The following is a 14,415-nucleotide window of genomic DNA, read 5'->3' as shown; positions in this document are numbered from 1 at the left end:
ATACGATGGGTAATGTGGTTTGGATGCGGCTTTTTTGAGTAGACCAATAGAACCCGCATGAGCGGGCTGAACGATTTGGCGGTGAAAGATGAATGGTCGGGGCGGAGGGATTCGAACCCACGACCCCAGCGTCCCAAACGCTGTGCGCTACCAGACTGCGCCACGCCCCGTCAGAACCGCTTTGAATCATACGCAAGACCAACGGGTTTGTCAAATGGCGCAGGACATCTTTTCAGTTCCCGATCCTCAGTTCGTTCAGCGCTTCCAGCAATAGTTCGATCTCTTCCACGGTGTTGTAGTGCACCAGACCAATACGCAGCATGCCGCCATCAGCTTCAACGCCCAGGCGCTCGGTCAGATTGATCGCGTAGTAGTTGCCGTCCCAGCAGAAGATGCCGCGCCGTCCCAGCGCTTCGGCAAGTTCGCGCGGTGTGCGTCCGGCAAGACGCACTGCCACGGTCGGCGTGCGCATGTCGAAACGCGCCGGGTCGCTGATACCGTAGAAGGTCAATCCCGGAATTGCAAGGAGACCGGCGATCAGTTGCTCCGATAATCCGCGTTCATACGCTTTGATCGCTTCCATCGCCTGCACCAGCGCCGCGCGTCGGGTCGTCGCTGGCTTGATGCGCTGCCCAAGTTCTGCCAGGTACTCGATTGCCGCCGTTACCCCGGCTAACCCTTCGTGGTTTTTGGTTCCAGTTTCCCAGCGATCAGGAACATCGTCAGAGGCGGGTCGAACCTTATACGGACGCAGGCGCGCCAGGTGCTCACGTTTGCCGTATAAAACTCCCATATGCGGTGCAAAGAATTTGTACGGCGAGCACGCGAGAAAATCGCAATCGAGCGCCCGCACATCGATTGGTCCGTGCGGGGCGTAGTGCACTGCATCGATATACACCAGTGCACCGACCGCGTGCGCCATCCGTGTGATGGTCGCCACGTCGTTGATCGTTCCCACGGCGTTCGACGCATACCCGACCGCGACGAGTTTCGTGCGTGGACCGATGGCGCGCGCCATATCCGCCATATCGAGGGTGCATTCTTCGGTGTCGATATCGACCATCTGAATGACGGCGCCCTGTTCTTCGAGCGCTTTCCAGGGTGCGACGTTGGCATCATGATCCAGGCGCGTCAGGACAATCTCATCACCGGGGCGAATGTCACGCCCAAATGCGCGGCTGATCGCAAAGGTCAGCGTGGTCATGTTTGGTCCGAAAACCACCTCGTCCGCAGCACACCCCAGAAAATCAGCCATAGCGGCGCGCGCCGCGTCAATCGTTTCATCAGTGCGGCGACTGGTTGCAAATGCGCCATGAGTATTGGCATTGTGGTGGATCAGATAATCGGCGACAGCATCGATCACCCGCTGCGGAACCTGCGTTCCGCCTGGACCATCAAAAAACACGGCGGGATGTCCATTCACTTCTTGCGCCAGCGCAGGAAACTGTGCGCGAATCCAGGTCAGATCGAGGGGGTGCATGCTGCTCTCCTCAACAGTATCGGGTGACCCATATGGTATCACAAAAGCCGACGACCGCTTGAGACGCGCTCAGGCGGTCGCCGTTCCAATCAAACAGATACAGCGTCGGTGTTACCGGGTTACCAGCGGAAGGTACACGCGCAGTTTGACCTGGAGTTCTGTTGTTACCGTCGCGCTATTGTTCGATGGATTTCCGTCAGTTGCAGGTGACGTGATCGTTGCCGTATTGGTAAGCGTGATGTCATCGGGAACATTGTTGCCGGTCACTGTGAGAATAAATGTGTCGGTCGCTACGTCGAGGGCGGGAGTCGTACAGGTAATGGCGCCAGACGCACCAACCGCTGGCGTTGTACAATCCCAACCCAGAGGTTTCTGCAGCGAAACGAACCGCGTGCCGGTCGGCGCCGCCATGGTGAGTGTAACATCATTCGCAAACTCTGGTCCGCTGTTATTGGCGTTCACCGTGTAGGTCAGCGTCTCTCCAGGACGAATGATCGGTTTGTCGGCACTGATGGTCACGCTCAGATCAGCATTGATCGTAACCGTGCTTTCGCCGGTTGCCGTGTTGTTGGCGCTGTTCGGATCGGTCGTCGCGCTGGCGATGCCTGCGTTGAGTGTGATGGTCGTACCGACTGGCGTTCCCTGCTTTACTCTGACTCTGAGCGTAAACGTCACATTGCCGAGACCGACTTGAGGGGCAGTGCACGTGATTGGACCAATATCTCCAACGCCTGGCGTTGTGCACGTCCAGCCATCCGGTGCATCAAGTCCAACGAATGTGGTATTCGTCGGAATAGAGGTCGTGAGCGTGACAACGCTGGCATTACTGGGACCGTTGTTGGTTGCCGTGATTGCGTAGGTCAGTTGTGCACCAGCGCTGACCGGATCGGGTTCGTCCGATACTGTCAATGCCAGATCGGCGCGGGTGGTGACGCTGGTTGTCGCCTGCCTGGTATTATTGGCGGCGTTTGGATCGGTTGTCGCCGATGAGATCGTGGCGGTGCTATCAATCGTCGCACCGGCGGCGGTATTCGGCTTGACCCGCGTGGTCAGACGGAATTCTACACTGGTGAGCGTAAAAGTCGGAAGCGTGCATGTGACCGTTCCTGTCTCGCCGACCGCTGGTGTTGTGCAGTTCCAGCCATCAGGCGACGTCAGAGCGACGAACGTCGTGTCCGTGTCGAGCGGCAATGACAGACTGGCGCTGTCTGCAAAACTGGGACCGTTGTTACGGACGGTCACAACGGCTTCAACATTCTCGCCCGCATTGATACTGGCAGGTGCGGTAAGTGACACGATTTCCAGATTCGCCGACGTGGTGACGGTGACAGTGGCGGAAGAACTGTTATTGGCGGTGTTCGCCTCCTGGATTGCCGACGCAATCGTGGCTGAGAGCGGCAGGGTCGTGCCGGGAGCAGTGGCCGGGTCAACGTTCAACCGCACATTGAACGTCACGGCACCAACCACAAATGAAGCAGCGGTACAACTGAAGCTTGATGCCCCAGATGCCGGTGGTGGGCAGGTCCACCCGCCAGGTGGCGTAATCTGATTGAAGGTTGTGTTTGCGGGGATCGTTCCCGTGACAGTGACATTCGACACCGGATCGGTGCCGGCATTGGTTACCGTAATATTGTAGTCCAATGGATCGCCAGCATTCACCGATGACGGCACTGAAGCCAGCGTTGCCTGCAGGTCGATCGTGACGATATCAATCTGCCAGGACGTCAGCGATCCGCTCGATCCATTCTCATCTTCGGCTACATACAGCCGCCAGATGCCGTTGGGATTCGTCAGGTTGTAGACCGACAATGCTGTTCCGTATGGTCCGGCGGGCAGATTTGGATGCGCTGGCATTGGATCATTGGCGCCGATGTTGGTTGGACGGTAGGTTCCACTCACAATCGGTCCTGCATCGGGAAGGGCGCTTGCAGCGGTTGCGTCGAACACCAGATTCACGTTTGTAATCGGTGTTGCACCACCAACATCAGACATGAGCATAACCGCCTGACCGGACGGTCCCACCAGCACAATGTCGAGATCGTCAGGGAATGTGTGTGACAGTCCATTTAAGCGCACAACAACGCTGACAATCGAACCGTTGACACCACTGACGTCGATAGTCGAGGGATAGGGTGTCGCCGCACCTTGTGCTCCAGCAGGCATCGTGACCGATCCGCCAGCTGGACTGGTGTACACTGCACGCGCTGGGGGAACGCCAGCAAGTGCCAGCGCCAGCATAAGGAACGCAATGCCTGTTGTGAGCAGTGCGCTCTGTTGTAACCGCGTTCCGCCGTTGTATAATCCTGGTGCGCGGAACGTCAGACGAGCGAGCAGGCGTCGAAGCACAGATTGCTCCTTCCTCTTTTTCAGTATCGTCTTCAGAAATGGTGTCCAGCGGTCTGTCAATGCGCAGCGCCTGATATTTCCTCCGGGGAATGCAGGTGCAGTGCTGCCTGTTTATTGTAATGCCGTCTGGCGGAATATATCAAGAGACGAATTATTGCAATATCGAATCAAAGTTGCAATCATTTGTCAAAGGATCGTAAACATGCCACCCTTTCCCCGTCGGAGCGGATTGATTCTGCACCCCACATCTCTCCCCGGACCATACGGCATCGGGGATGTCGGGGTCGAAGCGTACCGTTTTGTGGACTTTCTCGTCGCTGCCGGGCAGACCTGGTGGCAGACGCTGCCGCTCAACCCGACCGGGTTCGCCGACTCGCCGTACCAGGGGTTATCCGCCTTTGCTGGCAACCCCATGCTGATCAGTCCCGACCGTCTGCTCGCCGCCGGGCATCTGATGGTTGATGATCTGGCAGACCGTCCTGTCTGTTCCGATGAACGGGTTGATTTCGGCGTCGTTATTGCCTGGAAGTCGGCGCTGCTCGACCGGGCCTTCGAGCGTTTTCGGGCGTTCTCTGCCGCTGATCGCGCACCCTTTGCGCAGTTCTGTCAGGCGCAGGCTGCCTGGCTCAACGATGTTGCGCTGTTCATGGCGCTTAAACAGGAGTATGGCATGCGTACCTGGACGGAATGGCCCGCCCCGCTCGCTGCGCGCGATCCGGATGCGCTGGCGCAGGCGCGCAACGAACTTGCGGACGCCATCGAGGCGCAGAAGTATCGTCAGTGGGTTTTCTTCACGCAGTGGAACGATCTGCGTCGCTATGCCAATCGGCGGGGCGTCCGGATTATTGGCGATATGCCGATCTTCGTTGCCCTCGATAGCGCCGATGTGTGGGCGCATCCCCACCTGTTCCATCTCGATGACGATCTGCGCCCAACCTGTGTGTCGGGAGTGCCGCCCGATTATTTCAGCGAAACCGGGCAACTGTGGGGACATCCGCTCTACCGCTGGGACGTGATGGCTGCCGATGGATACCGCTGGTGGATCGATCGTTTTCGTGCTGCATTTGCGGTTGCTGATGTGGTACGTATCGACCATTTCCGCGGGTTCTACAACTATTGGGAAATCCCGGCAGGTGCGTCAACCGCGATTGATGGGCGGTGGGTCGATGGTCCGCGCGATGCCCTGTTTACAGCGGTTACATCTGCACTGGGAGACGTGGCGATCATCGCAGAAGACCTGGGCGATTTCACGCCCGAATCACGCGCCGGTCTCGATACGCTGATGGCGCAGTTCGGCTTTCCGGGCATGCGCATCCTTCAGTTCGCCTTCAACCGCCGCGAAGGTGATCGTTTCTTCCCGCACAACTATCCGCGTGCGTGCGTCGTTTACACCGGCACCCACGACAACGACACCCTTGTCGGATGGTTCACCAGCAGTTCAACCGATGCCGAACGTCGTGATGCGCTCCGTTATTTGTGCGGCACTGCCGATGATATTTCCTGGGCATTCATTCGCACGGCATGGATGTCGGTCGCAGATACGGCGCTGACAACCGTGCAGGATCTGCTCGGTCTGGGAAGCGAGGCGCGGATGAACCTGCCCGGCACACTGGGGATGCACAACTGGACCTGGCGCACGTCGGCTGGCGCCCTTGATCAACAGATCGCCAGGCGTCTGCGCGATCTGACAGAGATCTATCAGCGATTACCCTGAACCAGAGAAGGTACATTGCCGGGAGGTGGTATGAATACAGGTGACATCCCGACGCAGGCGCGGGTGGAACGCGATTTACACTGGTTGATGGATCGCTTCTGCGAAGTGCTGGATACCGTCAACGCTGAAGAGGTGCGAGTGTTCCTGCCCTGGAAAGAGCACGGGGATCTTCCCGATCAACTGCCCGAACGTGCGCCGCAGGCGTATTCTATCGCTTTTCAGTTGCTCAATCTCGTTGAAGAGAATGCTGAGGCGCAGGCGCGACGCGCTGCGGAAACCATCGACGGTCCGGCTGCGTTGCGCGGGTTGTGGGGTCAGACGTTCATGCAGCTTCGCAACGCCGGACTGAGTGACGCACAGATTGCCGCTGCGCTTCCGCGCATCCGTGTTGAACCGGTGCTTACCGCCCATCCAACCGAGAACAAGCGGGCAACAGTGCTGGCGCACTACCGTGAACTTTACCTGCAACTGGTGAAAGCCGAGAACCAGATGTGGACGCCGCTGGAGCGCAAAGGGATCGCCGATGATGTGCGCACCATTCTGGAACGTCTCTGGCGCACCGGTGACATTTTTCTCGAGCGACTCGAAGTGACCGCCGAATTGCAAAATGTTATCCACTACCTGCGTAATGTCTTTCCCGAAGCGCTGGCAATGCACGATCAGCGTCTGCGTCAGATCTGGGAAGAGATTGGCAATGACCCGGCGTTGCTGGACGACCCCGATTCGTTGCCATCGATCACGTTCGGCACATGGGTCGGCGGTGATCGCGACGGGCATCCGCTGGTCACTGCCGGGGAGACGCGCAACGCGCTGCTCGAATTGCGCTCCAATGCGCTCGCTCTGTTGCGTGAACAGTTGACTGCTATCGCGCGCCATTTGAGTCTTTCGAATCTGCTCCAGACTCCCCCCGACATTCTTGTTGACACCATCCAACGCTACGCTGCATTGCTTGGCGAGGCGGGACAGCAGGCGCTCAATCGCAACCCTTATGAGCCGTGGCGGCAAATGGTCAATCTGATACTGGCGCGGTTGCCTGAACCGGTCGGTGCGCCTGGTCCTGGTCGTTACACAAGTGCGGCAGAACTGATCGCCGATCTGCGCATTCTCGATGAATCGCTGGTTTCTGTAGGCGCCATTCGACTGGCGCGATCCGATGTGCGCCCGTTGATCCGCAGCGTTCGCACATTCGGCTTTCACCTGGCGGTGCTCGATATCCGGCAGAACAGCGCCTTCCACGACCGGGCGCTTGCTCAATTGCTCACGGCAGCCGGCATTGACGGCGGCGATTATCCTTCCTGGAGCGAAACGCAACGGATGGCGCTGCTCGAAGCCGAACTGCAATCACCGCGCCCTTTTACCAGGAGCGGCATGTCTCTCGGAATGGAAGCGGAGGCGGTGCTGAGTTGTTATCGCGTTCTGGTCGAACACGTGCACATGTATGGTATTGATGGTCTGGGCGCGCTGATTGTCAGTATGACGCGACAACTTTCCGATCTGCTGGTTATCTTTCTCTTCGCCCGTGAAACAGGGTTGCTCGTCAGCACGCCAGAAGGACCGATCTGCCCGCTCCCGATCGTGCCACTCTTCGAGACTATCGATGACCTGGAGCGCAGCCCCCTGATCCTGCGCGACTATCTGGCGCATCCCATTGTGCAGCGCAGTCTTGAGTGGCAACGGCGCAGGCACGGCGCCGCCGAACGGGTGCAACAGGTTATGATTGGCTACAGTGACAGCAACAAGGATGGCGGCATCGGCGCCAGTTTTTGGGCGTTGAAGCGGGCGCAGCAGGCGCTTGCCGCCGAAGGGCGGGCAGCTGGCGTGCGCATTCGCTTTTTCCACGGTCGTGGCGGGACGCTGAGCCGGGGCGCCGGACCGACAGGGCGCTTCATCCGGGCGCTGCCGGTGGAAGCGCTGGCGGGCGACTTGCGGATGACCGAACAGGGTGAGACAATTTCCCAGAAATATGCCAACCGTATCAGCGCCATCTATAACTTCGAACTCTTACTTGCCGGCGTCACCGGTGCAACGCTCCGTCCAGCGCCTGCCAGACCCGACCACCTGGCGATGGCGCTCGAACTGATCGCCAGGGAGAGCCAGAAAGCCTATCGCGTGCTGATCGAGCACGAACGATTCATTCCATTCTTCCGCGAAGCAACGCCAATCGATGCCATCGAAGCAAGCCGGATCGGATCGCGTCCTGCACGCCGCACCGGTACACGATCCCTTGCCGATCTGCGGGCGATTCCGTGGGTGTTCAGTTGGAACCAGGCGCGCTTCTATCTGTCGGGCTGGTACGGCATTGGCAGCGGCCTGGCAGTGGTGCAGCAGGAAGAACCGGCGCTCTTTGCCGAACTGTGTGCGAGAATGCGCGAATGGGCGCCGGTGCACTATCTGCTTGGAAATGTGGCGACCAGCGTGATGAACGCTGATGAAACGATCATGTGCGCATACGCAGAACTTGTTAACGATGCCACGACACGCACGGTCATTTTGCAGAAGATCCTCGATGAATTTGCACGCACCCGTGCGTTGCTTGAACAGGTCTATGGCGGAACGCTCGAAGAGAAGCGTCCCTATATCGCCCGTCAACTGGATCTGCGACGAGAAGGACTCCACCGCCTGCATCGTGAACAGATCGCGCGTCTGCGCACATGGCGCGCAGTGCGTGATCGCGATCCTGAAGCAGGCGAGGAGCACCTCCGCCGCGTCCTGGTGTTGATCAACGCAATTGCAGCCGGGTTGCGCGCAACAGGTTGATATGGCAGCCAGGCGCGGCGCCATCAGGTTCATGCAGGAAGGTCGAACAGCGCTTCGCCGTTCATCGACTCGACCGGCAGTGGCGGACGCAGACGGGCATCAGAGGCGAACAGCGCTGCGACCGCTTCTGGAGAAGGGGTCGCCAGAGCGCCGACAGTCACGTGCGCCACGGTATCGAGCAACGTGATGTCGGCATCGCGCAGCATCTCGTCAGGCGGCAGCATGAGACCCCAGCGATCCCATGGCAGCATTTCGATGCGGTTGAGCGTCGCCAGGTCGTGGATCAATGTGCAGCGGATCGCGTGCATCCCCCGGTTTTCGAGACTACCGAAGAGGGCGGGATCGAGCGAACCGGAGCGACAGCGCTGCCATGCAGCGCCGCCGCTGAGAAAACGAGACCGCGGCACGTCGAGTGGATCGAACGCGACACTCAGCGCCGCGCGTTGAGTATCGTCCATCTGCGGATCGACCAGCACCCAGCGGTGATCATCGTCGCTCCAGTATTCGACCATCCAGTGTTCCTCGTAGCGGCGAGGGGCGAAAAAGGTGGCAAAACCGCAGCGTACCCGCGTCGGGATGCCCTGATGACGCAGCAGTGCTACCAGGAGCAGGCTGTAGTCGCGGGAAGTTGCTGCCAGGCGTCGTTCCGGCGGGCGGGCGATCATCAAGGGTCGATCATCGAGCGCCAGGATGGCTGCCAGTTTTGCAGCAGCCGGGCGCATTTGAAGTGCTCGTTTGCGATCTCCGGTCAGGGGTGATGCGTCCAGTCCATGCCAGAAGACATGAACCAGCAATCCCTGAATGATGCGGCAGAGATCGGCAATGTCGTTCGGAAGATGGGCGAGATGAGCGTGATACATCGACAGATCGGTCAACGGACCGACCTGGGCATAGGTCCCGGTATAGGTGGAAGGTAGCAGGCGTGTCATACGAGTCTCCTGTGAACGATCACAGTCCCTTTTCTACTATACCGCGCCATGACGCACTGCGCAACGGGTTTTGGGTTCTGTTGTCTCTTCTTCACCGGAGTGCGTCTCATACCAGATCATCCGGAATGCCTCCTGTCTGCGGGGTTGGTGAATAGAACCCGTATTCGCCCTCGCGCCGTGGGGCTGAACCCCTCGGCTCTGCGAGGCGAAGCCCGCCTGCGCGAGCTGGTTAATTTCCTTGAGACTTTGCCCCTCATCCCCCCTGCCCCTTCTCGCACACAGGGAGAAGGGGGAGTTTGGGCATCCTGAAGCGCGTTTGCCCCTCATCGCCCCAACCCCCTTCTCCCACACGGGGAGAAGGGGGAGTCTGGGCGTCCTGAAGCCCAAAGCGAGAGAAGAAATGCAGGGGCTTGCCAAAAAACCTGCCGCTGGAAGCGGAGATGCCCTGGGTGCGCGCGCCTCCGGCGCGCACCCGGCGGGATGCCTGCAACCGGAGAAGGAGCGCCAGAAACGCGGTCGTCCCGCAATGACGACCACTCCGTTGCGGCGCCCGTTTGCCCCTCATCGCCCCAACCCCCTTCTCCCACACGAGGAGAAGGGGGAGTCTGGGCGTCCTGAAGCCCAAAGCGAGAGAAGAAATGCAGGGGCTTCCCAAAAAAACCTGCCCCCGGTGAGGCTTCCTTGCCCTCAGTGAGGGCTTCAGTTCGCACGACTCTGGGAGCGCGGGCGTCCCGCTTGTAGCGGCAGCAGGCTGGGAGCGCGGGCGTCCCGCAGCGGCAGCAGGCTGGGAGCGCAGGCGTCGCGCCCGCATCGGAGTAAAGCACTGAGTCGGTCACGCTCCGCCGAACACGCGGCGGAACCACGATTGTTGCCCCACTACCTGCTCCTGTGCCGGCACGTCGGTCAGACAGGAGTCGAAGGCCTTCTGAAGCGCATCGCCGTTCAATCCGCCGGGTATTCCGAGAAAGACCATCTGCGTGCCGGGAGGCGTGTCGCCCCACGGTTCTCCAACCGAGACCGTAATCCGCACGCCGACGATCTGGAGAATGGCGCGGCGGCCCGGTGTTTCTGCAAGATAGATGATCCCCTTGGCGCGAAAGATGGTTTCGGGCAGGTCTTGCAGAACGGTACGCAACTTTTTCAGCGCAAATGGGCGATGATTGACATAACTCCACGAGCTGAACTCAGTTGTATGGTCGTGGTGGTGCTCGTGGTCGTGGTCGTGGTCGTGGTCGCAGTGCGGACCGTGCTCGTGGTCGTGGTCGTGGGCATGGAGGCGGGACACGACCGGCGGTTGAACGTCCAGTTTGTAGCGCCCGACGCCCAGCAGCAGGCTCATCGGCACATCGCCGTGGATGGCGGGGAGAATACGGGCGCGGGGCACGATCTGGCGCACCCACTGCTCCACGTCGGCGCGCTGCTCCGCGCTCACCAGATCGACTTTGCTCAATACAACCACGTCGGCTGCGCTGATCTGATGGATGATCAGGTCCTCGTAGTACTGTTGCTTGCGAACATATTCCACGTCGACGACGGTGATGACCGAATCAAGATGGAAGAAAGGGCGCAGTTCGGGAAGGTCGAACGTTTCCGCCACCGCCCACGGGTCGCTCACGCCGCTTGCCTCGATGATCAGATACTCCGGCGGTTCCTCGCGGTCGAGCAGGAGCAGCGCCGTTTTGAGCAGGTCGCCGCGGATCGAACAGCAGATGCACCCGTTGGCGAGCGAGATCGTCTCGCCCTCGACGCCGACAACGAGTTGCGTATCGATGTTGATGCTGCCGAAATCGTTTACCAGCACAGCAACTCTCAATCCGTGGTCGGCATGGAGTATCCGGTTGAGCAGCGTTGTTTTACCGGCGCCGAGGAAACCGGTCAGAATAGTGACCGGCACAGGGCGGAGCGGCGCTTCTATAGACATGCTTCTCCTCCTCATGTACGACAAAGGTTACGACCGGCGACGCGGAGTGCAGCATGGGCATCCCGGACCATGGAGCGCACGGGCGACCTGTTGCGGGCTGGCGTACACCGGCGTCGGCGAGCTGCGTGAGCGGAAACTGAATGAACTGATGTCACGGGTGCACAACCCGTGACAGACAGGACACTCGACCGGGTCGTCGGCGCGTGCGGCAGGTCGCAACTCTTCGATCTCGATCTCGCACTCCGGGCAGGTGTAGGTGTAGAGTGGCATTGGTGTTTCATTTCCTGGAATTGTAAGTGTGATATATGCTATCACTTAAGAATCGAGATGTCAATGAGAATCGTTTGACATCTCTCCCAAAACCGTGCATACTATGTGCAAAGGTATTGCAAGTGTCACATTGCCAGCGTATTCCGGCGCAGGTTCAGTGGCGGAAAGAAAGGTCTCTCATGAGCATCTACGAGATGACTGCCAATCTTATTGACGGCACACCGAAGTCCCTCGGCGACTACCGGGGCAAGGTGCTTCTCATTGTGAACGTTGCGAGCAAATGCGGATTTGCGCCGCAGTATGCCGGTCTTGAAGCGCTCTACCGTCGTTACCAAAATGATGGTCTGGTTGTGCTGGGGTTCCCGTGCGACCAGTTTGGCAGGCAGGAGTTCGATGATCCCAACGCGATTCAGCAGTTCTGTACGCGCAATTATGGGGTCAGCTTCCCGATCTTCGAAAAGGTTGACGTCAACGGTCCGCACACGCATCCATTGTTTGCGTATCTGAAGGCGGAGCGCCCTGGATTTCTGGGGACTCAAACGATCAAGTGGAACTTCACCAAGTTTCTGGTTGATCGCGAAGGGAAGGTGCGCCGTCGGTACGCTCCTACCGACACGCCCGAAGCGATCGAGCGTGATATTGTCGCTCTGCTCCGCCGTTCACATCCGGCTACGGCTCATTGAGTCGCAGCGATCGTCGAACAGCGCCCCAACGCCGCCGGCTCAACCTGCGGCGTTCTTTTTCAAGATCGTTCTACGTCAGTTGACAATAGAACTGATATGATCTATCATTTGCTGGCGTGCCTGACGACATGCATAGAGCGAGAAGTACGAACGTGAAGCAACAGCATTCTTTTCGTCCCCTGCCGGTTACCGTGCTGTCGGGGTTTCTTGGCAGCGGCAAGACGACGCTGCTCAACCATGTGCTTGCCAATCGCTCAGGACTGCGGGTGGCGGTCATTGTCAACGATATGAGCGAGATCAATATCGATGCGCAACTGGTGCGCAGCGGCGGTGCAGCGCTCAGCCGTACCGATGAGCGTCTGGTCGAGATGTCCAACGGATGCATCTGTTGCACGTTGCGTGAGGATCTGCTTGTCGAGGTGGCGCGTCTGGCGCGCGAGGGGCGCTTCGACTATCTTCTGATCGAGTCAACCGGCATTTCCGAGCCGTTGCCCGTGGCTGAAACCTTCACCTTCGCCGATGAAACGGGGGTCAGTCTGGCGGAACTGGCGCGCCTGGACACGATGGTGACGGTGGTTGACTCTTTCAATTTCCCACGCGATTTTTTCTCGACCGATGATCTGCGTGATCGCAATCTGTCCGCTGGCGAGGAGGATGAGCGGTCGGTGGTTGATCTGCTGATCGATCAGGTGGAGTTCGCCGATGTGCTGGTGTTGAACAAAGTCGATCTGGTCGATCCAGACGCGGTTGATCACCTGGAGGCGCTGCTGCGCAAACTCAACCCCGATGCGCGGATTGTGCGCACGAGTTTTGGGCGTGTGCCGTTGCACGAGATTCTGAACACCGGACGGTTCGATTTCGAACGTGCGGCGCAGGCGCCCGGCTGGCTCAAAGAATTGCGCGGCGAGCACACGCCGGAGACCGAGGAGTACGGTATTTCGAGTTTTGTCTACCGTGCGCGACGTCCATTCCACCCGCAGCGCTTCTGGGACCTGATCCACGATGCGTGGCCCGGCGTGTTGCGCTCGAAAGGTCTGATCTGGCTGGCGACGCGAATGCAGGTGAGCGGCATCTGGTCGCAGGCTGGAAATGCGTGTCGGGTTGAACCTGGCGGGATGTGGTGGGCGGCGTTGCTCGAGGACGAACTGCCCGATGACCCCGATGTAGAGGCGCAACTGGCGCAGGTGTGGCATAGCCGCTGGGGTGATCGACGGCAGGAACTGGTGCTGATTGGTCAGGATATGGACGAAGCTGCGCTCCGTGCCCGCCTCGACGCATGTTTGCTGACCGATGCAGAAATGGCGCTGGGACCGGAAGGTTGGGCGCAGTTTGAGGATCCGTTTGGTGTGTGGACGGTCTGGGAACTGGGATCTGGTGGTTAATTCGGAGAAGTCGTCTATCTGGAGGGAAGATATTCATGAAGGTTGCATACGTGTTCGCTACCGATATGTCGGCTACCTACAAACTGGGGAAGATGATCCTGCCGCAACTTGAACAGGGGGTTCACGGCGCGCAGGTGGTGGGGATGATGTTTTTCGACGACAATCTGTATGTATTACGTCGAGGTGATCCAATCGGTGAGCGCCTGGCGAAGATCGCAAAGGAGCAGAACATTCTGCTGATGGTGTGTGACCGGTGCGCCATCGAGCGCGACCTAGGTGAGGGCGATTTCACGCAGTGCGGCCTCGGGCAGGTGAGAGCGAAAGGACTGGTCGAGGGCGTGGTCGCCGGTTGTTTCCCGCAACTGTACGAAGCCTTGTCCGGCAATCCGCCGGATCAGGTGATTACGCTGTGAGGCGGGTGGGAGGACAAAATCGTTTCAGCCCTCATCTTCCGTCCCCTCCTGCGCTGCGGAATAGGGGTTCTGCGATAGATTTGCTGCACCATGGCACCCAAGAATCCGTGACACGAACCGATGTTCTGCTCGGCTTTAAACCTTACAAGAGCAGGTTCTTCCGGCAGGAGGGGCGGATTTGAGACTTGCCTTTCCGGTTGTGGTCATCCGTCTCGCTCCCGACGCCTTTCGTGAACAGGTTTCAACTAAGGTGATGGTATATCGTCTTGCCACGTGATCAATAAGTGAGTATCATGCTATTTGTACTAGATAAACCTTTCAAACGTCGCGGTGACCCGCAGGCCCGGATGCCAGGGCGTAAAGGTGGAAGCTGGTGCAAGTCCAGCGCTGTGCCGCAACTGTAACCGATCGTATCGTCGGAAGCCAGGATGCCTGCCGCGACACTGTGTGTTCGACCCTTCTCGAGCTAAGGAGGAGAACCATGTTCCAGTCCATATTCTCTGCATCATCCTGCGATAGT

General features: G+C 59.0%; 10 protein-coding genes, 1 tRNA gene and 1 riboswitch. Of the genes, 5 read left to right on the top strand and 6 right to left on the bottom strand.

Translation table 11 applies throughout. The features are described from left to right. Positions 1-93: 93 nt before the first annotated feature. From ROSERS_RS16015 to ROSERS_RS16005, 3 genes are all read right to left on the bottom strand, one after another. Positions 94-170, bottom strand: a tRNA-Pro gene (locus ROSERS_RS16015). A 62-nt stretch (positions 171-232) separates the two neighbouring features. After that, entirely contained in the window at positions 233-1,480 is a 1,248-nt protein-coding gene (locus ROSERS_RS16010) for a cysteine desulfurase-like protein (RefSeq protein ID WP_011957820.1), read from the bottom strand. Between the two features lie 111 nt (positions 1,481-1,591). Beyond that, the gene (locus ROSERS_RS16005) at positions 1,592-3,826 is read right to left on the bottom strand and encodes a DUF11 domain-containing protein (protein WP_011957819.1); all 2,235 of its coding nucleotides are present in this window, start codon (positions 3,824-3,826) and stop codon (positions 1,592-1,594) included. Here ROSERS_RS16005 and malQ point away from each other — a divergent pair. Both malQ and ROSERS_RS15995 read left to right on the top strand, forming a co-directional pair. Continuing rightward, entirely contained in the window at positions 3,729-5,540 is a 1,812-nt protein-coding gene (gene malQ / locus ROSERS_RS16000) for a 4-alpha-glucanotransferase (protein WP_442969647.1), read from the top strand. The two genes, ROSERS_RS16005 and malQ, sit on opposite strands and share 98 nt — an antisense overlap. 30 nt (positions 5,541-5,570) lie before the next feature. Continuing rightward, on the top strand, positions 5,571-8,297 hold the full coding sequence (locus tag ROSERS_RS15995; RefSeq protein ID WP_011957817.1) for a phosphoenolpyruvate carboxylase: 2,727 nt from the start codon (positions 5,571-5,573) through the stop codon (positions 8,295-8,297). 29 nt (positions 8,298-8,326) lie between these two features. Here ROSERS_RS15995 and ROSERS_RS15990 read toward each other — a convergent pair whose 3' ends face one another. The 3 genes from ROSERS_RS15990 to ROSERS_RS25155 form a co-directional block, all read right to left on the bottom strand. Then, positions 8,327-9,226: a transglutaminase-like domain-containing protein gene (locus ROSERS_RS15990; protein ID WP_011957816.1), complete on the bottom strand. Its 900-nt coding sequence runs from the start codon at positions 9,224-9,226 to the stop codon at positions 8,327-8,329. Between the two features lie 832 nt (positions 9,227-10,058). Further along, positions 10,059-11,147, bottom strand: a complete 1,089-nt coding sequence (locus ROSERS_RS15980) for a CobW family GTP-binding protein (protein WP_011957815.1) — start codon at positions 11,145-11,147, stop codon at positions 10,059-10,061. A 27-nt stretch (positions 11,148-11,174) separates the two neighbouring features. After that, complete coding sequence (locus ROSERS_RS25155) at positions 11,175-11,417, bottom strand: FmdB family zinc ribbon protein (RefSeq protein WP_041333881.1); 243 nt, start codon at positions 11,415-11,417, stop codon at positions 11,175-11,177. 179 nt (positions 11,418-11,596) lie between these two features. Between ROSERS_RS25155 and ROSERS_RS15970 the strand changes: the two genes are divergently transcribed. The 3 genes from ROSERS_RS15970 to ROSERS_RS15960 all read left to right on the top strand — a co-directional run bounded on the left by ROSERS_RS15970 (position 11,597) and on the right by ROSERS_RS15960 (position 13,895). Continuing rightward, on the top strand, positions 11,597-12,100 hold the full coding sequence (locus ROSERS_RS15970; protein WP_011957813.1) for a glutathione peroxidase: 504 nt from the start codon (positions 11,597-11,599) through the stop codon (positions 12,098-12,100). Between the two features lie 128 nt (positions 12,101-12,228). Beyond that, a complete protein-coding gene (gene zigA / locus ROSERS_RS15965) occupies positions 12,229-13,482 on the top strand; it encodes a zinc metallochaperone GTPase ZigA (RefSeq protein ID WP_011957812.1) in 1,254 nt (417 codons plus the stop codon). 35 nt (positions 13,483-13,517) lie between these two features. Then, positions 13,518-13,895, top strand: a complete 378-nt coding sequence (locus tag ROSERS_RS15960) for a SaoD/DsrE family protein (protein WP_011957811.1) — start codon at positions 13,518-13,520, stop codon at positions 13,893-13,895. A 311-nt stretch (positions 13,896-14,206) separates the two neighbouring features. Beyond that, positions 14,207-14,349, top strand: a riboswitch (cobalamin riboswitch). Positions 14,350-14,415 lie beyond the last annotated feature (66 nt).

Source organism: Roseiflexus sp. RS-1, assembly GCF_000016665.1.
GTDB lineage: Bacteria > Chloroflexota > Chloroflexia > Chloroflexales > Roseiflexaceae > Roseiflexus.
This window is presented reverse-complemented; position numbering and strand designations above follow the sequence as displayed.